The sequence below is a fragment of the Prevotella sp. TCVGH genome (assembly GCF_023522295.1).
In the GTDB taxonomy this organism is placed as follows: domain Bacteria; phylum Bacteroidota; class Bacteroidia; order Bacteroidales; family Bacteroidaceae; genus Prevotella; species Prevotella timonensis.
In genome coordinates, this window is sequence record NZ_QFFX01000006.1 from 1 (window position 1) to 25,992 (window position 25,992).

The window sequence follows — 25,992 nt, forward strand, 5'->3', positions numbered from 1 at the left end:
ATACAATGCTGTTTTTCTAATGGCGGTCATTAGAAAATGACAAGAAGCTTTTTCTAATGACCGATTTGGGTTTAATAATATCGACCTATTTACATCTTCTCTTCTTGTATTTCACCTACTTCAGTTCGAGGTAAGCCCCTACCTACTTTAACAAGTTAACCGTAATGTTCCTTGTTAGAGTCTTGTACATGGTAATACATCCCACTCTATCATGATTAGGATAAGATTTAGATAAAAAATGTGGCTTAAAAAAAATGTATGGCTCACTTCATCTATTTTAAAGTTCTGCCTTTATAGTCTATCTGAAAAAACTTTTCATCCTTTAAGACGAGGGCTTTACCATTCTTAAACCGACGATGGTTGGCGATACTATCATATTTCAATGGAATAATCTCGTGTCCCTGTTTATCGATAAATCCCCACTTACCACCAACAACATATTCATGCTCTGGGTCGTCTCCTGGTCTCACTGTCTTGCAGCCTACAGACACAGCTGCTAAACCTTCATGATATGGGAAGATAGCATCATACTTCGGTTTGACAATAACCTGTCCTTTCATATTGGCAACGCCCATCTTCGTACCGCTCTTATCTAAGATTCTAAAGAGTCCATCCTTTGAGTAGTCATTCCCATTATTAGCCATAAATACATTGAATAATTCTTTGCCCTTATTGTTGATAGCTACACAGCCGACATTCGGTTTAAACACAAAGCCAATAGTACGGATTGTGTCGGTATAACACTGCAAGTATCGATTATAGGGCACAACGGTCCGCCCATCCTGATTAACGTATGCATATTGCTCATATCTTGCAGTCGTATCAACCTCTAAAACTAAATACATGTCTTTTACGTCTTTCGTTGACGAACAAGACAATACTAAACTGCATGACAGAGCGAGTATCAAAAGCTTTAAGTTATTCATATTCTATACATTTTACTTTATTTCCACAAAATATATCTCATTACATCTATTGCTATAGTCATGGCTCCAAACCGTTGTCCCATCATAAAGGTCTATTTGTTCACCTACTCACATGCTCCTTTTCTCCATTCGCAAGCGCCACAATAAAGAAATTCTTTCCGACCTTGTACTATCTTTAAGAGTATTTATGTTAATGCTGGTAAATGGTTATTTGGTTTATTCCAAATACAAAAATACAAATTATATCTATTCTGACAAAAGCTATATTAATCTTTAAGTCAAGATATGTCGCAGCTCTTTCATTTAAGAATTCTTGATTCTTTTTATAAATACTGTTATGTTGCAGCATAACAATGACACGGTGAAAGCTGTTCTTTTCTTAAAATACGACCATGATTGTATGGAAGTTGACTGTTGAAACTCACGTTTTATGATATATCAGATTCATCGTCTAACCATATTAAAATCAATAAAATAAGTACTCATAAAAGTTGGTCAAATGAGTTGCTGTTTTTGTAACTTTATTGTGAAGAAGCCAGCAATAGGCATCAACTTATATAAAAAGCAGGAACAGCCCTACCCTGCGTGGCATGAATGGATGTCAAGCGGCTTTAACTTTCTTGCTATTTTTTCCCATTCAGCACGTGATAGTTTCCTACCTCTCAACGTTCTTACGGTGGGAAAGTCAGAAAAATACGAATCGGACGATGTATACCAACAGTATTTCTTGACCGCAGGTATTCGACTTAGACTTTGAGCAAGAGTTCCAAAATAATGAGGATGCACTACAGACAAATAACAACCACGACTGTCTACCTCTGTAAAAAGTATTAGATACGACCGTTTCTTGTTTGTTTTGGCTGCAGGAATCATCGCTTTACATCTGGAACTCACGTGTATCTCCCATCCATATGTCTGATTCAGTTTGTGCATTATCTGACAGAAAACCTTACCATGGGGTGACGTATCGCAAATTCCTTTGTAGGAGATATAATAATGTATCATCTCGTGCAGGAACACATTCTGATATTGTCGTTCTGTTTGGACGTAATAGTTGCTGATTCTAATCACATAATCACAGGTCGTGATGCCACGCCAAGTAAGCTTTCGCTTACACGACATACTCTCCAACTGCGTTCGAGATGAAGACACCTGCAAACGTGGTAGCGGTAATATATCTTCAAAATAAGAATGATTGAAGGCGTGAAACCATTTCTCTAACCAAAACTCATCTACCATTGTTACCTACAATTTATAAAAACATCAACATATCTATTAAACGCCGTTTTCAAAGGTTTGAGACTTTGGCCAATTCACCAAGTACAACTTTTCTGTAGCTCGTGTAAAGGCAGTGTACAGCCAATGCAAATAATCTGGCGACAACATCTCATCCGTCATATATCCTTGATCTACGTAAACATGTGCCCATTGTCCGCCTTGTGCCTTATGGCAGGTAATGGCATAGGCGTACTTAACCTGAACGGCATTAAGAAAAATATCTTCGCGAAGCTTCTTGACACGGTCTTGTTTTCGAGGTATATCCGCATAGTCTGCCAGCACTTCATCAAACAAACGTTCATTTTGTTCGCGTGACAAGGCAGGGGCTTCCGTATGCAAGCTATCCAAGATAATGGTTGCCTCAAGTTCATAGTCATTATAATCAGGGAACTGTAACCACACATCTGCAAATCGGAAGCCATACAACTCACGAATGTTTCGCACTCGTTGCACCATGGCACGGTCTCCATTAGCCAAAAAGGTCATGCTTGTCGTGTCCTGTTCTTCATTGTTTGCTGGTGGCTGCACCCAATGATAGTTATTACGCACAATCATCAACATGTCGCCTGTTGACAATTCTTCCTCACTCCCCAAGATGGTTTGGCGTATTCCTTGATTGTAAATGTGCGCCCGCTTGTTACTCCGTGTAATAACCATAGTCTCATCAACGCCTACTTCCGAATAACTTGAGTTGAGCGTTTCGATGATCTCGTTGCCGGGAACAACCACAATATCAGCAAACGTATTGAAATGAATTTGGGGTAATTGTGTTAATTCATCTCGCATGATATGGGTTCTAATAAGCGTAGCGTTGTACAATATCCCACTTTCTTCGCTTTGACGGAGCACATTATCTAAATGGCACTCGTACACTTTTAGTCCATATCCTTCCATAAAATTGGACGATAGCGCAGGCGATTGTTCTTCCCCAATGGGTGATAATTGGGCAGCATCTCCCATTAAAATCATTCGACAATTGCGTCCGCTGTACACGAATTGCACCAAATCATCGAGCAAACAACCACTTCCAAACGATGATTCCATTTGACCTTGGTTTGCAATCATCGAACTTTCGTCTACCATAAACAACGTATCACTGTACCGATTAAAATTGAGATTGAACACACCACCATCACTGTCGAAAGATTTCTGTCTGTAGATTTGCCGATGAATGGTATAAGCAGGTTGACCGCTATGAACAGAGAAAACTTTGGCAGCACGTCCAGTAGGAGCCAACAGCATTACTTTTTGCTCTAATTTCACCATGGTTCGAGCGATAGCACTTGCCAAAGAAGTCTTTCCAGTACCAGCACTTCCACAAAAAATCATTACCACACGTGGTTCTTCATCCATCATAAAATGAGCAAATTGTGTCAACACATGTTTTTGTTCAGTCGTGGGCTGAAGTTCAAATTGTTGGATTATCTGGAAAATGAGTTCGTCTATAAGCATGATTTCAAACAGTGAAAATATGAGAATTTAACCGATTTATCTCTTTATTGGAAAGTATTTTGTACTTTTGCAAGGATGAACACCACATGTGATGTAAAAAAGATGCAGGCAATGTAACTTACAACTCACGCTGTTTGAATTGAGAGGCATCGCAGCTTCTGCAAAGATACAACAAAAGGCTGACCTATGAAAGTCAAAATTAAGCATAATTATTTACTGACCTGCTGTGTAGGAGTCCTTGCTCTTATCTGTGTCTTGAGCATTTACAGTCCTATTGCTTTCAGCAACCAACAGTCTGAAAGAGAAACCAGCGTAAAGCACTATTTAGTGCAAATAAGACTGGCAGAAGAAAAGTACCGTGCGAAGACAGGCAGCTATACCGCTTCTTTCGACTCTCTGATACAGTACGGATATTTGGCAGACTCACTACAATTTATTCCATTTACAAATCATCAAAAGTTTGAATTGGAAACATCGATGCAGCTCTCTCCGTCAGGGAAACAAATACCACTGATGGAATGTAGAGCCAAATATACTGACTTTTTACAAGGTCTCAACAAGTCATTTGTTCAGGAACTAATAGAGAATGAACTTTCTGCTGGACGTTATCCAGGATTAAAGATAGGCGACCTTCAAACACCAAATAACAATGCAGGAAACTGGGAATAACACACTTATATCAAAAGCACGATTGGTTTTCAGAATCAGTCCACAATCGCTAAGTTTTTCAGTCGTTGATAATGCTGAAGAAAGTCAGTTGGCATTCGAGCCATACGTCATTAGAAGTGGAATATCATTGGCAGCTAATTTGCGTGAAGCCTTCATTGAGAGTGACCTCCTTAACCGAGGTTATCAACGGGCACAAGTGATGATTGATGCGCCAGTGATGCTTGTTCCCACCGAAGAGTTTCGTCAAGAAGAGATGGAATGTATGTACCAACACACTTTTACAGGTTGTGAAGACGAAGCTGTGTTGCACGCCGTACTACCTAATCTCAATGCTGTAGCTGTTTTCTCCGTGAACAAAGACTTGAAAATGGTCATGACTGATCATTTCAATGATGTGAGATTTTTTCCCGTTTCCCAACCCGTTTGGAGTTATCTTCACAAGCGTAGCTTCACTGGTTCGCATCAAAAACTTTATGCATACTTTCACGACAAGAAGGTTGATATCTTTTGCTTCAAGCAAAATAGATTTAAGTTTTACAACACGTTCCATGTCCCGAATGTCAATGACTCCATCTATTTCATTTTATATACATGGAAAATATTAGCGTTGGACAGCGAGAAAGATGAGCTACACCTTGTTGGGGATATTCCCGAACGTGAGAGGTTGAGCGAATCCCTACGAAGATATCTACAAAAAGTGTATTACGTGAACCCCGTTGCTGAATTTAATCGTGCGCCAATCACCATGATTAAAGGGATTTCATTTGACTTAATCACCCTATTTCTAAAAGGAAAATAATGCGTATCATCACAGGAAAATATAAAGGAAGACACTTTGAGATTCCTCGCACTTTCAAAGCTCGTCCAACCACAGACTTTGCTAAAGAGAGTATTTTTAACGTGCTAAATCGGTACATTGACTTAGAGGGAAAAACAGCACTTGACCTGTTTGCTGGTACTGGCAGCATCTCTTTGGAATTACTCTCTCGTGGTTGCGCACAAGTTGTGAGCGTAGAAGCGGACCGTGACCATGCAAAATTTATTCAACAGTGTATGGAGAAACTGGGTACACAGCAAGACGTTTTGATGAGAACCGATGTCTTTCGCTTCATCAAAAGCTGTCATCAGACATTCGATTTCATTTTTGCGGACCCACCTTATGCACTGCCTGAGCTTAAAGAAATACCAAAACTTGTTTTACAACATGGACTGTTAAAAGAAAATGGCGTCTTTGTTTTTGAACATGGGAAAAAGGATGAGTTTACCAATTTGCCAGAGTTTGTAGAACATCGTCATTATGGCAGCGTCAACTTTTCTATCTTTCAATGCGTACAAAACGTTGAAGGAAAAGAAAATAATCATGAGATTCAACCATGATAACCGCTCCATTCTCCCAGTATCATGACCGTTGCCAATTACTTAAAGTACATTAATCTTATGATGAGTTGGCATTTTACTGCACAAACCAAGCAATGTTTGGCTCTCTTTCTTTTGATGTTCTTCTTTGTAGATGTATCTGCAAACCAAATCGATACTTTGCAAGAAAAAAGCAAAGTCATTCATCGCATAGAATTAGACGTTGTCCCTTCCACCATACTTCACACCAACACCTACTTGAAAGGGGATAATATAGAAAAGCGAACCATGAACCACGCTTTCACTACCCGATTGAAGTATGCGTTTCAGCCTCCAGCAACAAGTCAGCAAGCACAGATGTACAAAGGTGTGTACCAAGGTATCGGGGTGGCTTATCATAATTTCAATCCGCAATTAGGAAATCCACTTTCCGTTTTTATTTTTCAGGGTGCTAAAGTTAAACAACTGACAAATGCCTTATCGTTAAACTATGAATGGAACTTTGGTCTCACGGCTGGTTGGCATCCTTACCATGAAACAGACAATCCTGAAAATCGAGTCATTGGCTCAAAAATTACCGCCTATCTGAACGCGGACCTTTATTTGAAATGGCAATTATCTAAACAATTCGACCTTAATGCAGGACTCTCTTTGAGTCACTTCTCGAATGGAAACACCACCATACCTAACGGTGGCTTAAATATTGCAGGCGGTAGAATCAGTTTAGCCTATTACATTCACCGCCCAACTGAAGAGACAGCCATCCTCATACCACGCCCTACCTTCCAAAGACATATCACCTATGACTTCATGTTGTACGGAGCATGGCGCAAAAAAGGGATGATGCTGGGAGATAAAGCAGTTGCTCTTCCCAAAACATATCAAGTGGGAGGCTTCTCTTTCACACCACTATATCATCTAAATCCGTGGCTGAATGCGGGAATATCGCTTGATGGGGTGTATGACAGCAGTGCAAATTTATATATAGAAGATGATATCATTGCGGCTGGTCAGCCAGCTAATGATTTTGAACACTTGGCTCAACCAACATTTACAAAGCAAATCGCTTTAGGACTTTCAGGAAGAGCCGAATTTGTAATGCCGTATTTCACCATTCAAGCAGGTATCGGTAGAAATATTATCAATGCGAAAGGCGAACTAAATGGATGGTATCAAGTTCTTGCCCTCAAGACTAACATCACGAACAGACTGTTTCTAAACATCGGGTACAGTCTTTACAACTTCCAAACTCCTAATCATTTAATGCTCGGTCTTGGCTATCACTTCCAGAAAAAGAAGAGATAACATTGATTTTCGAAATACTCATCAACACAGAACTCAAACAACTACAAGCAAAATCTTCTATTAAGAAGGCTATTCACAAGAAGAGTTAGACTAAGCCACTCATTGTACCAAAAGAAATGAGGTGTATTCTTTTCTGGAACACACCTCATTTTTATCATATCAACTTTAATGGTTACAAACCTCTTGCCTTGAGCAATGCTTTGGCGTCAGGAGCTTTCAACCCTGTAAAGTCACAAAACATCTGCATCAAGTCTCCAGTGTTACCTCTGCTCAACACTTTGTCACGGAAAGCTTGACCTACTTCTGGTTTCAACGCACCATGCGACTCAAAGTAATCTGCAATATTAGCTGCTAAGACTTCAGACCACAAGTAACTATAGTAACCAGCTGCATAGCCGCCACCCCATACATGGTTGAAGTAGGACGTTGAATAACGAGGAGGTATCTGCGGATTCAACAAACCAATATCAGTTAAAGCCTTTGTTTCAAACGCCAAAGCCTTGTCGGCAGTAGGAATCTGATTGGAAGCTAACTGGTGCCATGCCAAATCCAAACAGGTTGCAGCTAAGTTTTCTCCCAATGCGTATGCCGAATGGAAAGTAATAGAGTTGAGCATCTTCTCTTTCAGCTCTTTTGGCATGGGCTGTTGAGTTTTATAATGTTTTGCGTAGTTGGCAAAAACCTCAGGAACCACCGCAAAAAACTCATTAAACTGTGAAGGCATCTCCACAAAGTCACGTGTCACAGCAGTACCACTCAACGTGTTATACTCACAGTTGGATAACATTCCATGTAAGGCATGTCCAAACTCATGGAACATTGTTGTTACTTCGTCCCAGCTAAGCAAGGTTGGTTTTCCTTCGGGAGCTTTAGCAAAATTACACACATTATATATAATAGGTAACTGATTTCTCAATTTACTCTGTTTTGCAAATGAACTCATCCATGCTCCTCCTCGCTTGGTTGGACGGCGGAAGTAGTCCACATAGAAAAGGGCAAGTTGCTTTCCATCTTTGTCAAACACATCAAAAACCTTCATGTCCTTGTGATAGGTAGGCAAATCTGTACGCTCTTTGAAAGAGATGCCGTAGACGCGATGAGCGGCATAGAACACCCCATTTACTAATACGCTATCAATGTTAAAGTAAGGTTTCACTTCATCTTCCGAGAAATTAAACTTCTCTTTTTTCATCTTAGCAGAGTAAAAGAATCTATCGTAAGGCTGCAATTGAAAATCGGTGCCTTGTGTCTTGCGGGCATAGTCTTCTATCGCTTTCGTCTCTTCATCTGCCTTCGGCTTATAAGCACTGATCAGTTGTTTTAAGAACGCCTCAACTTGAGCCGTATTCTTTGCCATGGTATTGTCTAAAGAATAGGCTGCATAGTTCTTATAACCCATTAGTTCAGCCTTTTCAGCACGCAACTTTGCAATTTCGACAACTAACGGCAAGGTATTGAAGTCGTTCGTACCGTCCGCACGATGGATAGATGCGTTATACACCTTTTCGCGTAATGCGCGATTTTCAAGATTGGTCAAGATAGGCTGTTGCGTAGTGTTGGTAATCACAATACAATAAGGAGATTTCTTATCACGACTTTCTGCATCTTTTTTGCATTGTGCAATGTCGGCTTCACTCAATCCTGCTAAGTCTTCCTTTTTATCTACCCAGACTGCTGCCTCATTGGTAGACTTGGGCAACATATTTCCAAAATCTTGCTGAAGTTTTGCGATACGGTTATTGATTTCCTCCATTCGCTTCTTCTTATCAGCTGGCAGGAGAGCTCCTGAACGTACAAAACGTTTGTAGGTTTCTTCTAAAAGTTTTTTATCTTCACCCTTCAGCTGGTTGTATTCGTGATCGTACACATATTTAACGCGCTCAAAGAAGGGCTGGTTGAATGAGACTTCATTTTCAAAAGCTGTCAACAATGGGGTTGCTTCGTCTTCCGCTTTTTCTATTTCGGGCGTTTTGTCAGCACTTGTCAAAGCGAAGAAGATACTCGTCACACGATCTAAAAGAACACCGCTCTTTTCGTATGCCAAGATAGTGTTCTCAAATGTGGCACTATCCTTATTCTCCACAATACTTTTAATTGCTTTGCGCTGCTCTTCAATACCAGCTTTCATGGCAGGTAGGTAGTGTTCTGCCTTAATCTTACTAAAGTCTGGAGCACCAAAAGGTAGTGTGCTCTCGGTCATCAATGGATTGTTTTCCAAATCGGCTCCTTTCTTGTCGTTACAGCTCATCAGCGTACCAACGCACACAGCTGCACACAACATTCCAATTCTTAAAATTGATTTCTTAAAATGGTGATGCATAATTGATATTATTAGTTGTAAAAAAATGCTTGTAAATGTCTCGAAAAATCATGAGCATAGCATGACTCGTCTGCAAGTCTTATGAATGGTAAATATACGTATAATATTCGAAAATAAATCTTTCTTTTTTATATTTTTCAAACTATTAAGTACTTTTTACAAGAAAAGTAAGTAGTAGCATGACAACGAGGCTAAAGATGAAACATCCAGACTGCATTGTTTCATAAGAAAAAATAATCAACGCTATTGTGAAAAAAAGCAGGAGAAAAAAATATGAAAAATACGGACAAATGCCCTTTCAAAACTCAAATATTTTCCACGACAACGTCCATCGCCTCCAAATACGCGAGAAATGAGCAAGGAAAACAAATTTCTGAATCCCAACGACTTATAGAAATCCTACTTAAAAATCACAACAAGAAAGACACTAAATGCATTACTTAGTCGTATTAAGTCATGGAGATAAGCCTCTTGTTACATTAACTTTGCCACACTAACTGTTTGTTTCAAGCCGATTAAGTCAATGGATCAAGCCACTGATAGCATGATAGTAATGCTGAAAAGGACTATTTTTCGCCAAATTCACCCTTTGAAGTGCCTTTTCAAAGGACTAAAATTTTCTATTTCAAAGATTTTAAGAAGGCGTTTTTTATGATATTATATTTACATTTTCTGAAAATATACGAGTCTTTTCATGTCATAAAAAGTAGCTGCCAAAGATTACAATTAGCAAGCTGTTTTGAGCAGGTCAAAAGTACGTCATAGGCACAAAATCACGGAAAATGAGTGCAAGCAGCACAAGTGTTTGTAGTAAGAAGACAAGACGAATGTAGAAAAAATAAAGGTGTTCACAACATTGTTGCAACATCTCTGACGATAAATTTTGTGACTTGGTAGCGGGAACCGGGATTGAACCGGTGACCTCATGATTATGAATCATGCGCTCTAACCAGCTGAGCTATCCCGCCATGTCTTTTCAATTCGGCTGCAAAGATAATACAATCTTTTTAATCTCACAAAAAAAAATAAGTTTTTATTTTATCCCAAATTATTTTAGTATATTTGTACCAAGTGAACTTTTTATCTATAAAGCAACGAAAAATGTCAAAACAACAAGTCCTAATTGAGAGAGAACTGCAGTCCAATTCAAAAAACAGAATATGGAGCATCATCAGTGATACCGACAAACTGTCACGCTGGATAGCCGATGAGATACAGGAAGAAGGCAAAAAGCTACACTTCATTTGGGGAGACTTACAGAACAGCCATGATAGCAGGATGGCGACTATTGCCAAGAAAGTGAAATATCACTATATCCGTTTGAAGTGGACAGACGAAGAAGATTCCAATGCTTTCTTAGAACTTCGCATGGAGAAAAGTAACATTTCCGACAATTATGTCTTGTTCATTACCGACTTTGCGGAGCCTGACGACATTGACACCATGGAAGACTTATGGGCTGATAATCTGGACAGATTACATCAATTCAGTGGGCTTTAGGGCGCAGACATCATGCACAAGCCCTCATGGAGATTTGCTTTCTAACACTTCATTGACAAGGGAGATGAAAGAAACGAAGGGCGATTACGGAATATAAAAAATTACAAATAGAGCCTTTTCTTGTTTTTTTGTACTAATTTTGCATTTTGTATGTACACTCGTACAAAATGAGAAGTCTACATGTTTCGAATTAAGAAATTAGATATATTTACAGCCAAGCAGTTTGGATTATTGTTCGCTGGTACATTTTTCATCTGTCAATTTGTGCTGATGATGCAATTCCTATGGCGTTACGTCGATGATCTGATTGGCAAAGGATTGTCCATGGAAATCATGGCACAATTCTTTTGGTACATGGGACTCTTCCTTGTTCCTCAAGCCTTACCGCTTGCTGTACTATTATCCTCACTCATCACCTTTGGAAACTTAGGAGAGAACAGCGAATTAACAGCCATCAAATCGTCGGGCATCTCGATGTTCAGAACATTTCAGCCACTCATCTTTCTGACTATCTTTATCAGTTTCAGTTCCTTCTACTTTCAGAATTATGTAGGACCTAAAGCCAATATGAAGCTCGCTCAACTCCTACTATCTATGAAACAGAAGAGTCCGGAGTTGGAAATTCCAGAAGGTATCTTTTACGATGGCATTCCTAACAGCAACCTGTACGTACAAAAGAAAGACGTAGAAACAGGCAAACTCTACGGCATCATGATTTATAGAATGACAGGAAGCTATGAAGACCAAGCCATTATACTGGCAGATTCTGGCATGCTCCAATCTACAGCCGACAAGAAACATTTGCTGTTAAGCCTTTGGAGTGGCGAATGGTTCGAAAATATGCAATCGCAAGAATTGGGAGGCAGTGCTGCCATACCTTATCGCAGAGAGACTTTTGCCAGCAAAAAGATTGTTCTTGACTATGACGGAGGGTTCAATTTGACGGATGTTGCCGCTCTCTCTGGAGATGCACGCTCGAAAAGTCTTACGCAACTCGTTGCTGGTATTGATTCACTGAACGGCGTTTACGACAGTGTTGGGCGGAGCATCTATAAAGAAACCCAACGCATGTTTTACTACATTCCTTCTATTGATAAGCGAGACTCCGTAAAAGCAGTTCGAGCAGGATTAGCGAAAGCATTTGTATTCGACACCATATATAATAAGCTTTCTAACGACCAAAAGATTAGTGTAATGAATATGGCACTGAGTAATATTCAGTCCGAAATCAGCGAGTTAAACTTCCAAAGCATGATTACCAGTGACGGAGATAAGATGCTGCGAGAACATCGCATAGAAATGATTGGTAAGTTTACGTTGGCACTAACGTGTCTCATCTTCTTCTTTATCGGTGCTCCCTTGGGTGCTATTATCAGAAAAGGAGGATTAGGTTTTCCTATCATCATCTCCGTATTGGTCTTTATCATATATTATATTTTTGAAAACACAGGATACCGAATGGCTCGAAGTGGTATATGGACTGTGAGTTTTGGCAAAGGATTGGCACCAGCGGTACTCATTCCTTTAGCAGCTTTCGTTACCTACAAAGCGAACAACGACTCCATGGTACTGAATATTGAAACATGGAAGAGTGTGCTAAGGAAAGCCTTTGGAATTAAAACCAAGCGTCACATCACCGGTAAGGAAGTAATTATTCATGACCCAGACTATACAGCAGCAAGGAATCAACTGCAAATGATGACTCAGGCTATTGAAAACTATGTGAGTCAACACAAGCTACGAACAGCGCCAAATGTGCAAAAGGTGTTCTTTAAGTACGAACCCGATCATGAGATTGAACACTTGAGCGAATTGTTGGAGAACATTATAGAGGATTTGAGCAATACCCGAGACAAGTATATACTGAACGAACTGAACAACTATCCCATATTGATGACAAAAGCCCACACACGTCCCTTTGACCGTCAATGGCTCAATGTCATGTCAGCAGTAATTGTACCATTGGGATTGTTCTTCTATCTAAGAATGTGGCGGTTCAGACTTACCCTCATGCGAGATCTAAAACAGATAATACAAACAAACAATCGCATGATAGACAGTATTGACAGAATGTTACAAAAGAAATAATTAATCATAATATATACCCGATATGGAAAACTTCAAATTAGCTACGATTGAAGAAGCTATCAAAGATTTTAAGGAAGGCAAATTCGTCATAGTTGTTGACGATGAAGATAGAGAAAACGAAGGTGATCTCATTATGGCAGCAGAGATGATTACTCCAGAAAAGGTGAACTTTATGCTGAAGAATGCCAGAGGCGTGCTATGTGCGCCCATTACGCTCTCTCGCTGTGAAGAGTTAGACTTGCCGCGACAGGTAGTCGACAACACTTCTGTGTTGGGCACCCCATTTACTGTAACCATTGACAAACTGGAAGGATGCACAACAGGCGTATCGGCACATGATAGAGCTGCCACCATTAAAGCACTGGCAGACCCAAAATCAACTCCACAAACTTTTGGACGTCCTGGACATATCAACCCTCTCTATGCACAAGACAACGGTGTACTGAGACGAAGTGGACATACCGAAGCAGCCATAGACCTATGTAGACTGGCAGGCTTGTATCCCGTAGGGGCTTTGATGGAAATCATGAATGAAGATGGCACCATGGCTCGTATGCCCGAATTGCAGAAGTTGGCGAAACAATGGGGAATGAAAATCATATCTATTGGAGACTTAATTGCCTATCGACTTCAAAAAGAATCAATTATAGATGTTGGAGAAGAGGTAGAAATGCCTACCCAATATGGCTCTTTCCACCTTATTCCCTTCCGTCAACAAAGCAACGGACTCGAACACATGGCTTTGGTAAAAGGAACATGGAATCCAGACGAACCCATCTTGGTTCGTGTACATTCCTCATGCGCTACGGGCGATATCTTTGGAAGTCAACGCTGTGACTGTGGCGAACAACTGCACAAATCGATGCAACTGATTGAAAAAGAAGGTAAAGGCGTGGTCATCTATATGCAACAAGAAGGCAGAGGCATCGGGTTGATGAACAAGATTGCCGCATACAAATTGCAAGAAGAAGGGTACGATACAGTAGACGCAAACATCCACTTAGGATTCAAACCAGATGAACGTGACTATGGTTGCGGTGCACAGATGCTGCGCCATTTGGGGGTAAGAAAGATGCGATTATTGACAAACAATCCCGTGAAACGAGTAGGATTGGAAGCCTACGGACTGGAAATTACAGAAATTGTACCTATCGAAACTACACCTAATAAATATAATGAACGCTATTTGAAAACCAAACAGAACAGAATGGGACACACATTGCACATTAAATAGTGTGAAAATATTACAATTGTAAAACAATAAATGAAATAATGTCACTTTTATTTCAGATAAAAGAATAAAAATATTACTTTTGCATACATCAACTCAATAAAAAGCAAAATAATATGGCAAAGCTATCAGAACGTCTCAACCGTTTAGCATCATCCGCAACGCTCGCAATGTCACAAAAGAGCAGTGAGATGAAAGCGCAAGGAATTGACGTGATTAACCTGAGCGTTGGAGAACCAGACTTCAACACGCCCGACCATATTAAAACAGCTGCCAAAGAAGCAATTGACGAAAACTATTCGAAATACTCACCTGTTCCCGGATACCCAGATTTACGCAAGGCTATTGTAGACAAGTTACATCGGGAGAATCAACTGGACTATGAAGTTGCTGAGATATTGGTGTCCAACGGTGCCAAGCAGAGTGTATGCAATACGTTTATGGCACTTGTTGACGAGGGAGATGAAGTAATTATACCTGCACCCTACTGGGTAAGCTATCCGCAGATGGTCAAATTAGCGGGAGGAAATCCTACCATTGTGAAAACTGGTTTTGCCCAAGAATTTAAAATCTCACCTGAACAATTAGAGGCAGCAATTACTCCTAAGACGAAGGTGATTATCCTTTGCTCTCCCAGTAATCCAACAGGAAGTGTCTATTCTCAATCGGAACTCGAAGGTTTGGCACATGTAATTCTAAAGCATGAGAATTTATATGTGATTGCTGACGAAATATATGAGCATATTAATTATGTAGGAAAACATGAGAGTATTGCGCAATTTCCAGGAATGAAAGAGCGCACCATCATTGTAAATGGAATTTCGAAAGCTTACGCTATGACTGGATGGAGGATTGGATATATTGCAGCACCTGAATGGATTGTCAAGGGATGTAATAAATTGCAAGGGCAATATACCAGTGGACCCTGTTCCATTAGTCAACGAGCAGCAATCGCTGCTTATACGCAGAGTCAAGCGTGTGTAGAAGAAATGCGACAAGCTTTTCAGCGAAGAAGAGATCTCATCGTAAAATTAGCAAAAGATATTCATGGACTGGAAGTCATCGAACCAAAGGGTGCTTTCTATCTCTTCCCCAAATGCAACTATTTCTTTGGCAAATCTACAAATGGCTATTACATCAAAAATTCAACAGATTTATCGATGTACCTATTAGAAAAAGCGCATGTTGCAACCGTAGGTGGAGATGCGTTTGGAGAGCCCAACTGCTTGAGAATGAGCTATGCAACAAGTGACGAGAATATTCATGAGGCTCTTCGAAGAATAAAAAATGCGCTTGAGCAGCTACAATAAAACGACAAAGCTCTGCATTAAAAAGCGCTATCATCAAAAAAGAATACTCGTTAAAACTTCTTAATTCATCAAGAATTTATATATAATTTATATATCTTTGCGTTGTTGATTAAGAACAAAGTCCACAAGAAAATTCAAATCTACATGGACTTCCAGAAAAACAAAAGAACTATAACAACTTAAATTATTAATAACCAAAAATTAAAATTTCAAATTATGGCAACAACAAAAGCAGCCCCTCAGAAGAAGTCACAAGGATTTCAGGGCGTTAGACATGCGTTTATTATCATCATTTTAGCCTTCATTGTAGGATGGGGTTTCTACAACTTTATCCTTGGTGACCCTGCCAACTTCGCTAACGGTGACCGTGAAGGACACCCATTGAACATGTTGGGTACAGTTTACAAAGGAGGATGGGTTGTGCCTATTATCTTTGGTTTGCTGTGTACCGTTATCGCAATGTCTGTTGAGCGTTTACTTGCTATCAGTGCTTGCTCTGGTAAAGGAAGTGTTACTAAATTTACAGAAAATGTAAAAGCAGCTCTTAGAAACGGTGACATCGCTAAAGCAGAAGAACTTTGCCACAAGCAAAAAGGTTCAGTAGCTAATGTAGTATTGGCTGACTTGAAATCTTACAGAGAGATGGAAAACTCTTCTATCAAACTGAAAGAGAAAATCAATACTATCCAGAACTCACACGATGAGGCAACAGCATTGGAAATGCCAACCATGACAATGAACTTGCCTATCATTGCAACTGTCGTAACATTGGGTACTCTGACTGCTTTGTTCGGAACTGTGCTTGGTATGATTCGTTCGTTCGCAGCCTTGGCTGCTGGTGGTGGTGCTGACTCTATGGCGCTTTCTACTGGTATTTCAGAGGCATTGGTAAATACAGCATCTGGTATTGCTACATCTTGGGTATCTGTTGTTTCTTACAACTACTTTACCAACAAGATTGATAAGTTAACATTTGCAATGGACGAGATTGGTTATACAATAGCTCACACATTCGAAGAAAAGCATCCAGAAGCTTAATTTTTGCTAACCCTTTAAAAATTATTCAGTTATGGGTAAGTTAAAAGTTAAGAAACATGACGTCTGGATTGACATGACTCCTATGTCAGACGTGATGGTGCTCTTGCTGACGTTCTTTATGTTGACTTCAACATTCGTTAAGAACGAGCCAGTGAAAGTTAACCAGCCATCGTCTGTATCAGAAATCAAAGTTCCAGAAAACGACGTGCTAAACATCGTTGTCGATAAAGCTGGCAAGGTGTTTATGAGTATGGATAATCAGAACGACCTGTTGAGTCTTATTCAAGGAATGAACGAGACGAGTAGTATCGGACTGACAAATCAAGAAATGATGAAGTTCCAAGCAGACCCTATGTGGGGTGTGCCATTGAATAGCTTAAAAGGCTACTTAGGTCTTCCTAATGAGAAGATGACCGAAGTAATCACGGGTGCTGAAGCTGGTGTGCCTCTTGACTCTATTGATGGAGGTAAGAGTGAATTCCAACTTTGGGTAACCGAAGCCTTAAATGTGAATGAGGATATCAAAATTGCAATTAAGGCAGATGCCGATACTCCTTATGCCAAAATAAAGAAGCTAATGTCAGAACTTCAAGACATGAACCAAAACCGTTATTATCTCATCACTTCATTAAAGACTGGGGAGGATAAATAAGTATGGCAAATTCAAAAGATACAAGTAAACAGAAGAAGATTAATGTTCGCGTAGACTTCACACCTATGGTGGACATGATGATGCTTCTTATTACGTTCTTCATGCTCTGTACTTCTTTGGCCAAACCACAAACCATGGAGCTGAGTATGCCAAGTAACGATAAGAACATGACAGAGCAAGACAAGTCGGTTACCAAGGCTTCTTACACTATCACAATCTATGTAGCTGGAAACAACAAAATCTACTACGTGGCAGGGTTACCGAAATACGACGATCCATCAACTCTTAAAGAAACAACATGGGGTAAAGATGGTATTCGTAAAGTATTGATACAGCACACGACAGAAGATAACACGCAACCAGTATTGGATGTGATGAAAGCGAAGGCTGAACTTGACTTGAAGAAAGATCAAATGCCCGATTCTGTATATAGCAAAGAATTATCTCAGATAAAGAGAGGTGAAATCAATGGTCAGAAAATTCAGACCATGACAGTCATCATTAAAGCAACAGATAAAGCAAGTTATAAGAATGTAGTAGATGCGCTCGACGAGATGCAGATTTGCAGCATTGGTAAGTATGTCCTCGACAAGATTTCAAAAGACGACGAAAAGTTGTTGAAAGCGAAAGGTGTCGAATAAGAGGATATCGTATTAACCATTAAAAAAGAGTAACAATGTCAAAAATAGATTTGATTTCTGGTGATTGGACCGACATCGTTTTTGCCGGACGCAACCAGTCTTACGGTGCCTATCAGCTAAGAAAAGGCACAGGTAAGAGAAATGTTATCTCTATCCTTGCTGTAGTCGTATTAGTTTTGCTCTGCCAAGTTGGACTTACTATTAAAAAGGCAGCAGACGCAGAAGCAAAAAGGAGAGCAGCAATGACAGAGGTTGTAGAACTTTCTAAGCTTGAACAACCCAAGAAAAAGGCAGAAGTTAAGCAAACCAAGAAAGTTGAAGTAGAACCTGAAAAGGTAGTTGAGCGAGTAAAAAGTTCTATCAAGTTTACAGCACCTGTTATCAAGAAAGATAACGAGGTAAAACCTGAAGAAGAATTGAAAACTCAAGACGATTTGATGAGTTCCAAAACTGCCATCGGTGCCATTGATGTAAAAGGTAACGATGACAAGGGTGGTGAAGTATTGAAACTGAAAGAAGCAGTGGCTCAACCAGAGCCTAAACCAGAAGTAGAAAATAAGGTCTTCGACGTAGTAGAACAGATGCCATCATTCCCTGGTGGTCCATCTGCACTGATGAAGTACTTGAGCGAAAACGTTAAATACCCTGTAGTAGCACAAGAGAATGGTGTTCAGGGACGTGTCGTTGTATCTTTCGTTGTAGAGAGAGACGGACATATCACGGACGTGAAAGTAGTTCGTTCTGTAGACCCCTCATTGGATAAGGAGGCTGCTCGTGTAGTAAGGAGCATGCCTGCTTGGATTCCTGGTAAGCAAAATGGTTCAGCTGTACGCGTGAAATATAACGTACCTGTTTCGTTCAAATTACAATAACATGAAGAGAAATATATCTTACATACTTGTAGGATTAACACTAATCACCTGTCTTTTGGCTTCTTGTAAAAATAAGAAGCCAAAAGATGGGAGAACAGATACTTATTCGTCAGGAGCAATCACTTTTGCTTCTGACGAAAGTTTTAGTCCAGTAATAGAAGAGGAACGCGAGCTCTTTGAATATACTTACCCAGATGCCAAGCTGACTCCCATCTATACAAATGAGTCAGAAGCCATCAACAAGCTACTGAAAGGAGAGGTTTGGATGGCGATTACCTCGCGTGATTTTAAGAAAGAGGAACTTGAAAGTCTAAAAGCAAGAAAACAATTTCCTCGCTCAGTTAGGTTCGCATACGACGGACTTGCATTAATTCAGAACATCAGCAACACTGATTCTTGTATCAGTGTTGACAACATAAAGGATATCCTTAACGGAAAAATTACACGTTGGAATCAAATCTATCCGAAATCCAAAATAGGAGAAATCACTGTAGTATTTGATAATCCAAACTCTTCAGCAGTTCACTTCGTAGAAGATTCAATTCTGGGAGGAAAACCAATTCTAAACAAGAATGTTGCAGCAGTAAAGAAGACAGCTGAAGTAATTAAGTATGTAGAAGAAAACAAAGGTGCTATCGGAATTATTGGAAGCAATTGGTTAAATGACAAACGTGACACTACCAACTTGACCTTCAAAAAAGAAATCCGCCCAATGGCGGTATCTTCTGTTCCAATCGCAAACGTTCAGAACAGTTGGAAACCATACCAATATTATATATTCAATGGGAGTTACCCTTTGGCACGAACTTTGTATATATTACTTAACGACACCCACATGGGATTACCCACAGGTTTTTCTAACTTCATTATATCACAAGACAAAGGACAAAAGATTATTTTAAAGACAGGCTTGTTGCCTGCATACGGAAATCTGACCGTAAGAAATGTTCGTGTATCCAATGAATGATTACAACAGATTTCTGAGAATTAAAAAACAAATCCATAAAGAAAAAGAGTATGAAGAGAATTAAATATTTATTGGCAGGAGCTCTACTCATGAGTATGTCGGCTCCAGTGATAGCACAAAGTGAAGACCAAGTTGCCATTAAACAAGCAACGGAGATTATCAAATCAACAAAGAACGATGTTGAAAAGGCATTAAAACCTATCTATAAGGCAAACAAAAAGAATCCTGCTGTGCTTGTTGGAATAGGAAGGGCATTCTTAGAACAGAAGAATACTGAAATGGCTATGAAATATGCCAACCTTGCTATGGAACGTGATAAGAAATATGCACCAGCTTACATCTTGGCAGGTGACGTTGAAGTAATGAAAGATGATGGCGGAGCTGCAGCAGGTTGGTACCAACAGGCTAAATACTTTGATCCCAAAAATCCAGATGCATATTTCAAATATGCAAACATCCTTCGTGGAAGAAGCCCTGAGGAAGCTGTTGCCAACTTAAATGATTTGCGCACTCAACGACCTGACATTGCTGTTGATGCATTGGCTGCAAGAATTTACTACAATTCAAATATGCTGGATAAGAGCATGCAATATTACGAAAAAGTAGATAAGTCAAAACTCGAAAATGTAGACATTACGAATTATGCCATGGCAGGCTATCTTTCTCAAAAACGTCAGAAGAGCTTGGATATGGCTTTATATGGACTGAGTAAGAATCCTCGTTACGCTGCATGGAACAGAATTGCATTCTACAATTACACGGACGAAGGTCAAATTCAAGATGCACTTAAATATGCCGATCGACTATTCAATGCTTCTGATAGTGCTGTAATCTCTGGATATGATTATACTTACTATGGTCAAGCATACTTGGGTGATAAGCAATACGAGAACGCTATTAAGATGTTCGAGAAGGCATTAACTGCAAATAAAGAGAATGCCGAGCTCTTAAACAATAATAAGAAGGGGCTCTCTGATGCTTACCTTGGTAAAGGCGACTTTGCTAATGCCATCAAATATTATGAAGATTATTTAGTGAATGTCCAGAAGCCTTCTGCTACTGACTTAGCTGGGTTAGGTTCTATCTATACGACCATGGCAGCCAGCCAAAAAGGAGAAGAACAAAAAGCTACTTATCTCAAAGCTGATGAGGTGTATAAACAATTAGGTGAAAAATTTCCTGCAAACATCGATTTTGCTAACTTCATGCGTGCACGTGTTAACTCCAACTTGGATCCTGAAACAAAACAAGGATTAGCCAAGCCTTTCTATGAGGCATTAGCCAAGTCGTTAAGTGAGAAGGCAAATCGTGATGATGTAGATAACACCAGATTGATTGAAACTTATAGATATTTAGGATATTACTATCTGTTACAAGGAAATAAAGCTACAGCTGACTCATATTGGAAAAAGGTTCTTGAACTTGATCCTAACAATGAGGTCGCAAAACAAGCTTTAGGAATGAAGTAAAAGAGAAATAACAAACCAAATAACGAGGGTGTGTCAAATATAAACGGACACACCCTCGTTATTTTTTATACGTATGTGCCAACTTGGCAGAATATTGCGTATTTATGGCTGGTTCTATAAATTACCACCGCACATAGTCATCAAATGTTTATGAAATGCGTTTTGTTATCTTTTGGCTTCTTTTTGGTTCAAAATGTAAGTTCGTTCAGTCGTGTAGCTCGCTACACTCCTTCACTCTCTTGCATTTTGACCTCAAAAATAAGCTCAAAATCTAACAAAGCTAATTTATAGAACCAGCCTTATCAAGATAAACTTATGATTGAACAACGCGCTATGGTATTCTCCGTTCTGAATTTATCAACAGTGACCAACATAAAACGAGACACTCAATCATTTCAAAGTGTCTCGTTACAAATCATTCTGTTATTGTTAGGATATCATATCGAAATGAGCTACCTAACACAGACGTTTACCGTTCTTATAAATACTGTTCTTTACTCAGGTAAAGAGATTGCCTCATTTGGGCAAACTTCTGCACATGTACCACACTCGGTGCAAGTGTCAGGATTGATAGAATAAATTTCACCTTCAGAGATTGCTCCTACTGGGCATTCATCAATACATGTACCGCATGCAATGCAGTCATTTCCAATTACGTAAGCCATAATGTTGTTTTTTGTAAATTAATGTTTTTGTATAAAATAGTACTTATCGAAATAACAGCTATTCCTCGCCGTGACTCGATTTTCATATCATCAAATTATATACGTTGTAGTTTTCTACATTTTAATAGTGCAAAGATACAGTAATTATTTCAAATACTTATCAATTACTATTATTTTTTATCACTTATCTTTTATTCCCCATTGACGAATTTCTCGTGCAAGTACAAAGTTTTTCACATAACTGGGTCTTTGACGATGACCGCAAAAGCTGTTGAAAGGATTTTTCAAAATAGGCTCATCCTCCTACCTCAATGCACATAATGTTTACAGAGGAGATAAACTAAAAAAAAGTGTTGAGCAACGAAAGATACAAATGCTTGCGATGCAGAATCTTCTACTTCCTATTTTTGTCAATATAAATGACAATAAAACTGTAATTGAAAAGTTGCGAAATAGAAAAAGACAAGAGTGAAAAAAGCTGTCTAAACAGCATTTTTGGACGAAAAAAGTGCTGTTGGCTCGCTGAAGCATTGAGTTAAGGCAACTATTACATGTAAATAACACCCTTACTGAGCCACAATTGAGGCATTAAAGCATTGTTACAACAGCATTTTTTGATGGTTTTTGGAAGCAGAAAAGGGACAAAAATGAGGCTTTGTGCGTACGATTTCGCATAATCACTTAACTAACAACGAGTTGCAAAACTATCGCATAACTCGCGTATTTGCGACCGAAAGTAAAGTTGGTTGCAAATATTCGAATTATAAACGTGTGCTTGTTAAATATTTTGACAATAATTACACCCCCATTTCATTGAAGTTATTACCACAAAGAGCGTGGTATAGATAGAAACCGCAAGGCTCATTTATTAACAAAAGGTCGCTTGCTGCCAAAAACAAAGATGTCCTTTTGTTTCAACAACAAATTGAGCAAAAACTGCAAATCCGATGGTTGGAAACTATGAACGCAGACGTTCACCAAATAAAACTAATTTGGCAAGAACACACAATGCGTTGATGCCGGCAGGTTTGTTTCACTCGCAGAACGTTGGCATTCGTTGTCTTGTGAGTTCATTCGCATCCTTCCTTTTGTTCATTGTTCAACAACATTGCCCATCATTGAAAGAGCCGTGTCGGCTAAAGAACTTGTGCCAATTAGCAATATGACGGTAGATTTTACGTTATTCCAACATGAAGAAGACAGTGCTTTGTACAATTCTATTTTTTGCCTCATGGGTTCAGTGCCTTGCACAGATAGACCGTGTCGTCCAAAATCGTCCCTACGCAGATTTACGCCCACTACACTTTGGCGTATTATTGGGTACTCATGTACAAGATGTTGAACTAAATAATGTAGGTATTCAACATCTCACACACGAAGACGGGAGTGTGTCAGAACGTCTCATTACCGTTGACCAAGATAGATGGGATGCAGGACTCACAGTGGGAGTACTCGCAGAAATGAGGCTCAGTAAGCACTTTCAGTTTCGCATTGCTCCTGCCATGTACTTCGGAAATCGTCACTTAACTTTCCGCGACTATGGTATGTTGGATAAAGAAGGAAAGCCAACGGAGCAGCGACAAGACATGAAAACCGCTTACATCTCCTCCGCTTTGGATGTCATCTTCGCTGCGCCGAGATTTAATAACCACCGACCCTATCTAATTACAGGGGTGAACCCTATGATTAACCTCAATGGGAAAAACGACCAGTTTGTAGTCCTGAAGCGTTACGATGTATTTGCAGAGATAGGCGTGGGGTGTGATTTCTATCTACAATACTTTAAGCTAAGACCTGAACTTAAATTTATGTTTGGACTCACCAACAGCTATGATAAAAATCATATCAAAGGTATCAAAGACAAGAACATGATACCTTACACCAACGCTACCAACGAAGCACGCTCCAAGATGATAGTCTTGACGTTTTATTTTGAATAAAGGCTATTGAACAAGTCAGGTTGATAAATAAAAATTTCAACGCTTTAGGCTTGCTTATTTCTTCTTGAATTGCAATAGCAACTTTCCTACATAAACAGCATGTTTCCCATTTTGATCAACAGGAATCTCTTTACCATCTAAATTCTTTACATATCTTAGAGACTGGAAATATGTATGAGAGTGTCCACCTAACAGCAGGTCAATGCCCCGAGTATGTGCAATTATACGTTGTTCGCTCATCCCCTTTTTCAACCAACCCATGTGCGATAAACAAATCACTAAATCACACTTGTATTTATCTTTTAAGAGAGAAGCCATTTGTTGCCCTACTTTGATAGGGTCTAAATACTTCACTCCCTCACACTTCTTCAAATCTACAAGTCCTTCCATCTCTGGCGAGAGTCCAAACACACCAATCTTAATCCCTTTGCGCTTCAGTATAATATATGGTTTTACCAAACCTTCACAAACTGTTCCCGTAAAGTCATAATTGCTGCATACGACAGGATAATTTAATTGTTTGATAAGACGTGCCAGGTTGTCCATTCCAAAATCAAACTCATGATTGCCAAGCACACCTGCATCATACCCCATTTCATTCATCAACTTTACCTCGACCTCTCCTTGATATAAGGTATAATAAGGCGAGCCCTGACTGAAATCGCCACTATCGAAAAGTAACAGCTGAGGGTCTTTCTTCCTTTCCTCTTTTAGCATCCCAATTCTTCGAATAAATCCCCCCCGCCCTGCAAGCATGGTATCTGCTAAGTTCGGGTTTAACGGATATATACAACTGTGGGTGTCGTTTGTGTGGAGAATAGTAAGACTCTTATTTTGAGCCACAAGTGTTGTCCCTAAACATAAGAGCACACTAACTAATATATAACGATAATTCTTCATTTCTAACTTTGGTAATTCTGGTTCAACTTACTCAACAACAATTCTTCCTTCAATAGCAGCATCAACCTCAAGCCCCTGTGCGTTGGCTTGTTGAAAATAATCCATAATAATAAATCGCACATTGTTTTGCTTATCTTGAGGCGACAACACCTGCGTTTTCTTCTTAAAGGCAACAAGTTTGTCATTTCCCTGCGCCAAGTAATCAAGAGTTGCTATACGGTACAAACGCTGTGGGTCAATGGGGTTTCCGTGAACTAAAGCCGACTTCAACTGTCCGTCTTTCGTAATTCTTAGTTCTACTCCATGACTCACACCTTCGCCACCAACCGAGGCAATTTGCTTAAAAAGCTCAAGCACTTGTTCACCTGTTAGTGTTAAGAAGCAAAGTTTGTTTTCAAAGGGTGCCACATCGACCACATCACCCTTCGTCACATCCCCTTTCACCAACGCTGCCCGGATACCTCCCATATTATATACGGCGAAATCAGGAGTCTCATGAAATGCTCTTCCGCCCCAAACCAAGATGTCCGACAATAGATTAGAAAGCGTACTTTCAGGTCGGTTCACAGACATGTCATGCTTAACTCGCCCTACAACAGGACTCATCAAACTATCTACCTCGTGTTTGTAGGGCCGCATCATGGCGTCTACTTTCTCATTACGAATGCCATCATACCGATGATCTACGAGTATTCGAGTTCGCTGAACGTTCGTCAACTGATAGTGCGATGCACACGATGATGCCATCAACGATATGAAAGCAAGCTCAAACAGCAATTTTGTTTTTCTCATTACAATTCTTATTTACCAATATTTATAACCCACAAATGCACAGGACTCATTACTCTTAGTCGTTTTTTATCTCGCCACTACTGAGTAGTTACCAAGCACATCGTTACATCTGAGGCTGAAAACGATTTAATGATAATGCAAAGATAGATTTTTTTGTAAGATTTCAAAAATAGTTTGAAGACAATATTCTCTATGTAAAAGCGATTTCTTCTTATCAAGGTAATTTTACACGTTCCTCCTTACACCGCACTTTCATCTAAAGGATTTTGTTGAACAACAATTCCGTTACGAACGACATCACAGATGATGAATGAAGCTTGGAGACTTTGTCCTCTTTACGAAACCGCAATAGTAATGTATTTAAGGCTGGTTCTATAAATTACCACCGCATATAGTCATTAAAATTTTATGAAATACGTTTTGTTATCTTTTGGCTTCTTTTTGGTTCAAAATGTAAGATTGTTCAGTCGTGTAGCTCGCTACACTCCTTCACGCTCTTGCATTTTGACCTCAAAAATAAGCTCAAAATCTAACAAAGCTAATTTATAGAACCAGCCTTAACTACGCTGTGTGCGTTTGAAAAAACGCGTCACTGCGACAGATTTGCTGTTGTAACAAAAG

The 25,992-nt window shown here is 39.5% G+C and carries 22 protein-coding genes and 1 tRNA gene; 15 read left to right on the forward strand and 8 right to left on the reverse strand.

The window, feature by feature from the left end; genetic code table 11:
• Nucleotides 1–272: 272 nt before the first annotated feature.
• From DEM91_RS01955 to DEM91_RS01965, 3 genes are all read right to left on the reverse strand, one after another.
• A complete protein-coding gene (locus DEM91_RS01955) occupies nt 273–845 on the reverse strand; it encodes a WG repeat-containing protein (protein WP_249857764.1) in 573 nt (190 codons plus the stop codon).
• Nucleotides 846–1,502: 657 nt separating this feature from the next.
• Nucleotides 1,503–2,165, reverse strand: a complete 663-nt coding sequence (locus tag DEM91_RS01960) for a SprT-like domain-containing protein (protein ID WP_249857766.1) — start codon at nt 2,163–2,165, stop codon at nt 1,503–1,505.
• Between the two features lie 36 nt (nt 2,166–2,201).
• On the reverse strand, nt 2,202–3,656 hold the full coding sequence (locus DEM91_RS01965; protein WP_249857768.1) for an ATP-dependent RecD-like DNA helicase: 1,455 nt from the start codon (nt 3,654–3,656) through the stop codon (nt 2,202–2,204).
• A 186-nt stretch (nt 3,657–3,842) separates the two neighbouring features.
• Between DEM91_RS01965 and DEM91_RS01970 the strand changes: the two genes are divergently transcribed.
• Genes DEM91_RS01970 through DEM91_RS01985 form a run of 4 tightly spaced genes read left to right on the forward strand, consistent with a single transcriptional unit; the run spans nt 3,843 to nt 6,986 of the window.
• Nucleotides 3,843–4,325, forward strand: a complete 483-nt coding sequence (locus tag DEM91_RS01970; protein WP_249857770.1) for a hypothetical protein — start codon at nt 3,843–3,845, stop codon at nt 4,323–4,325.
• A complete protein-coding gene (locus DEM91_RS01975) occupies nt 4,306–5,124 on the forward strand; it encodes a DUF3822 family protein (protein ID WP_249857772.1) in 819 nt (272 codons plus the stop codon). The genes DEM91_RS01970 and DEM91_RS01975 overlap by 20 nt, the downstream gene beginning before the upstream one ends.
• On the forward strand, nt 5,124–5,702 hold the full coding sequence (gene rsmD / locus DEM91_RS01980; RefSeq protein ID WP_249857774.1) for a 16S rRNA (guanine(966)-N(2))-methyltransferase RsmD: 579 nt from the start codon (nt 5,124–5,126) through the stop codon (nt 5,700–5,702). The genes DEM91_RS01975 and rsmD overlap by 1 nt, the downstream gene beginning before the upstream one ends.
• 60 nt (nt 5,703–5,762) lie before the next feature.
• Complete coding sequence (locus tag DEM91_RS01985; RefSeq protein ID WP_249857776.1) at nt 5,763–6,986, forward strand: acyloxyacyl hydrolase; 1,224 nt, start codon at nt 5,763–5,765, stop codon at nt 6,984–6,986.
• A 172-nt stretch (nt 6,987–7,158) separates the two neighbouring features.
• Here the strand turns inward: DEM91_RS01985 and DEM91_RS01990 are convergent, their stop codons facing one another.
• A complete protein-coding gene (locus DEM91_RS01990; protein ID WP_249857778.1) occupies nt 7,159–9,306 on the reverse strand; it encodes a M3 family metallopeptidase in 2,148 nt (715 codons plus the stop codon).
• Nucleotides 9,307–10,197: 891 nt separating this feature from the next.
• Nucleotides 10,198–10,274 (reverse strand) — tRNA-Met (locus DEM91_RS01995).
• 133 nt (nt 10,275–10,407) lie between these two features.
• On the opposite strand from DEM91_RS01995, the gene DEM91_RS02000 reads away from it, so the two are divergent.
• The 10 genes from DEM91_RS02000 to DEM91_RS02045 all read left to right on the forward strand — a co-directional run bounded on the left by DEM91_RS02000 (nt 10,408) and on the right by DEM91_RS02045 (nt 21,074).
• Nucleotides 10,408–10,806, forward strand: coding sequence for an START-like domain-containing protein (locus tag DEM91_RS02000; protein ID WP_249857780.1), 399 nt, complete (start codon nt 10,408–10,410; stop codon nt 10,804–10,806).
• A gap of 180 nt (nt 10,807–10,986) precedes the next feature.
• Complete coding sequence (locus DEM91_RS02005) at nt 10,987–12,894, forward strand: LptF/LptG family permease (RefSeq protein WP_249857782.1); 1,908 nt, start codon at nt 10,987–10,989, stop codon at nt 12,892–12,894.
• A 22-nt stretch (nt 12,895–12,916) separates the two neighbouring features.
• The gene (locus DEM91_RS02010) at nt 12,917–14,128 is read left to right on the forward strand and encodes a bifunctional 3,4-dihydroxy-2-butanone-4-phosphate synthase/GTP cyclohydrolase II (RefSeq protein WP_249857784.1); all 1,212 of its coding nucleotides are present in this window, start codon (nt 12,917–12,919) and stop codon (nt 14,126–14,128) included.
• Between the two features lie 113 nt (nt 14,129–14,241).
• Nucleotides 14,242–15,435, forward strand: a complete 1,194-nt coding sequence (locus DEM91_RS02015) for a pyridoxal phosphate-dependent aminotransferase (RefSeq protein WP_249857786.1) — start codon at nt 14,242–14,244, stop codon at nt 15,433–15,435.
• Nucleotides 15,436–15,651: 216 nt separating this feature from the next.
• A complete protein-coding gene (locus DEM91_RS02020; protein ID WP_025071955.1) occupies nt 15,652–16,473 on the forward strand; it encodes a MotA/TolQ/ExbB proton channel family protein in 822 nt (273 codons plus the stop codon).
• A 31-nt stretch (nt 16,474–16,504) separates the two neighbouring features.
• Nucleotides 16,505–17,125, forward strand: a complete 621-nt coding sequence (locus DEM91_RS02025) for an ExbD/TolR family protein (protein WP_008122901.1) — start codon at nt 16,505–16,507, stop codon at nt 17,123–17,125.
• Nucleotides 17,126–17,127: 2 nt separating this feature from the next.
• Entirely contained in the window at nt 17,128–17,766 is a 639-nt protein-coding gene (locus tag DEM91_RS02030; RefSeq protein WP_249857788.1) for an ExbD/TolR family protein, read from the forward strand.
• Between the two features lie 35 nt (nt 17,767–17,801).
• The gene (locus tag DEM91_RS02035; protein ID WP_249857790.1) at nt 17,802–18,638 is read left to right on the forward strand and encodes an energy transducer TonB; all 837 of its coding nucleotides are present in this window, start codon (nt 17,802–17,804) and stop codon (nt 18,636–18,638) included.
• Nucleotide 18,639: 1 nt separating this feature from the next.
• A complete protein-coding gene (locus DEM91_RS02040; protein ID WP_249857792.1) occupies nt 18,640–19,605 on the forward strand; it encodes a PstS family phosphate ABC transporter substrate-binding protein in 966 nt (321 codons plus the stop codon).
• A 50-nt stretch (nt 19,606–19,655) separates the two neighbouring features.
• Nucleotides 19,656–21,074: a tetratricopeptide repeat protein gene (locus DEM91_RS02045; protein ID WP_249857793.1), complete on the forward strand. Its 1,419-nt coding sequence runs from the start codon at nt 19,656–19,658 to the stop codon at nt 21,072–21,074.
• A 494-nt stretch (nt 21,075–21,568) separates the two neighbouring features.
• Here the strand turns inward: DEM91_RS02045 and DEM91_RS02050 are convergent, their stop codons facing one another.
• Nucleotides 21,569–21,739: a DUF362 domain-containing protein gene (locus DEM91_RS02050; protein WP_081411426.1), complete on the reverse strand. Its 171-nt coding sequence runs from the start codon at nt 21,737–21,739 to the stop codon at nt 21,569–21,571.
• Nucleotides 21,740–22,929: 1,190 nt separating this feature from the next.
• On the opposite strand from DEM91_RS02050, the gene DEM91_RS02055 reads away from it, so the two are divergent.
• Complete coding sequence (locus DEM91_RS02055; protein ID WP_249857795.1) at nt 22,930–23,679, forward strand: porin family protein; 750 nt, start codon at nt 22,930–22,932, stop codon at nt 23,677–23,679.
• 54 nt (nt 23,680–23,733) lie between these two features.
• On the opposite strand, the gene DEM91_RS02060 is transcribed toward DEM91_RS02055, so the two are convergent.
• Both DEM91_RS02060 and DEM91_RS02065 read right to left on the reverse strand, forming a co-directional pair.
• On the reverse strand, nt 23,734–24,579 hold the full coding sequence (locus DEM91_RS02060; protein ID WP_249857797.1) for a bifunctional metallophosphatase/5'-nucleotidase: 846 nt from the start codon (nt 24,577–24,579) through the stop codon (nt 23,734–23,736).
• Nucleotides 24,580–24,606: 27 nt separating this feature from the next.
• Entirely contained in the window at nt 24,607–25,371 is a 765-nt protein-coding gene (locus tag DEM91_RS02065; protein ID WP_249857799.1) for a 5'-nucleotidase C-terminal domain-containing protein, read from the reverse strand.
• Nucleotides 25,372–25,992 lie beyond the last annotated feature (621 nt).

Excerpts from the sequence above, each read along its gene's own strand:
- DEM91_RS01960 (WP_249857766.1), bottom strand. The coding sequence starts at position 2,165 with ATGGTAGATGAGTTTTGGTTAGAGAAATGGTTTCACGCCTTCAATCAT.
- DEM91_RS01965 (WP_249857768.1), bottom strand. The coding sequence starts at position 3,656 with ATGCTTATAGACGAACTCATTTTCCAGATAATCCAACAATTTGAACTT.
- DEM91_RS02065 (WP_249857799.1), bottom strand. The coding sequence starts at position 25,371 with ATGAGAAAAACAAAATTGCTGTTTGAGCTTGCTTTCATATCGTTGATG.
- DEM91_RS01955 (WP_249857764.1), bottom strand. The coding sequence starts at position 845 with ATGTATTTAGTTTTAGAGGTTGATACGACTGCAAGATATGAGCAATAT.
- DEM91_RS02045 (WP_249857793.1), top strand. The coding sequence starts at position 19,656 with ATGAAGAGAATTAAATATTTATTGGCAGGAGCTCTACTCATGAGTATG.
- DEM91_RS02010 (WP_249857784.1), top strand. The coding sequence starts at position 12,917 with ATGGAAAACTTCAAATTAGCTACGATTGAAGAAGCTATCAAAGATTTT.
- DEM91_RS02005 (WP_249857782.1), top strand. The coding sequence starts at position 10,987 with ATGTTTCGAATTAAGAAATTAGATATATTTACAGCCAAGCAGTTTGGA.
- DEM91_RS02060 (WP_249857797.1), bottom strand. The coding sequence starts at position 24,579 with ATGAAGAATTATCGTTATATATTAGTTAGTGTGCTCTTATGTTTAGGG.
- DEM91_RS02015 (WP_249857786.1), top strand. The coding sequence starts at position 14,242 with ATGGCAAAGCTATCAGAACGTCTCAACCGTTTAGCATCATCCGCAACG.
- rsmD (WP_249857774.1), top strand. The coding sequence starts at position 5,124 with ATGCGTATCATCACAGGAAAATATAAAGGAAGACACTTTGAGATTCCT.
- DEM91_RS02030 (WP_249857788.1), top strand. The coding sequence starts at position 17,128 with ATGGCAAATTCAAAAGATACAAGTAAACAGAAGAAGATTAATGTTCGC.
- DEM91_RS02055 (WP_249857795.1), top strand. The coding sequence starts at position 22,930 with ATGAAGAAGACAGTGCTTTGTACAATTCTATTTTTTGCCTCATGGGTT.
- DEM91_RS02050 (WP_081411426.1), bottom strand. The coding sequence starts at position 21,739 with ATGGCTTACGTAATTGGAAATGACTGCATTGCATGCGGTACATGTATT.
- DEM91_RS01975 (WP_249857772.1), top strand. The coding sequence starts at position 4,306 with ATGCAGGAAACTGGGAATAACACACTTATATCAAAAGCACGATTGGTT.
- DEM91_RS01990 (WP_249857778.1), bottom strand. The coding sequence starts at position 9,306 with ATGCATCACCATTTTAAGAAATCAATTTTAAGAATTGGAATGTTGTGT.
- DEM91_RS01985 (WP_249857776.1), top strand. The coding sequence starts at position 5,763 with ATGATGAGTTGGCATTTTACTGCACAAACCAAGCAATGTTTGGCTCTC.
- DEM91_RS02025 (WP_008122901.1), top strand. The coding sequence starts at position 16,505 with ATGGGTAAGTTAAAAGTTAAGAAACATGACGTCTGGATTGACATGACT.
- DEM91_RS02000 (WP_249857780.1), top strand. The coding sequence starts at position 10,408 with ATGTCAAAACAACAAGTCCTAATTGAGAGAGAACTGCAGTCCAATTCA.
- DEM91_RS01970 (WP_249857770.1), top strand. The coding sequence starts at position 3,843 with ATGAAAGTCAAAATTAAGCATAATTATTTACTGACCTGCTGTGTAGGA.
- DEM91_RS02035 (WP_249857790.1), top strand. The coding sequence starts at position 17,802 with ATGTCAAAAATAGATTTGATTTCTGGTGATTGGACCGACATCGTTTTT.
- DEM91_RS02040 (WP_249857792.1), top strand. The coding sequence starts at position 18,640 with ATGAAGAGAAATATATCTTACATACTTGTAGGATTAACACTAATCACC.
- DEM91_RS02020 (WP_025071955.1), top strand. The coding sequence starts at position 15,652 with ATGGCAACAACAAAAGCAGCCCCTCAGAAGAAGTCACAAGGATTTCAG.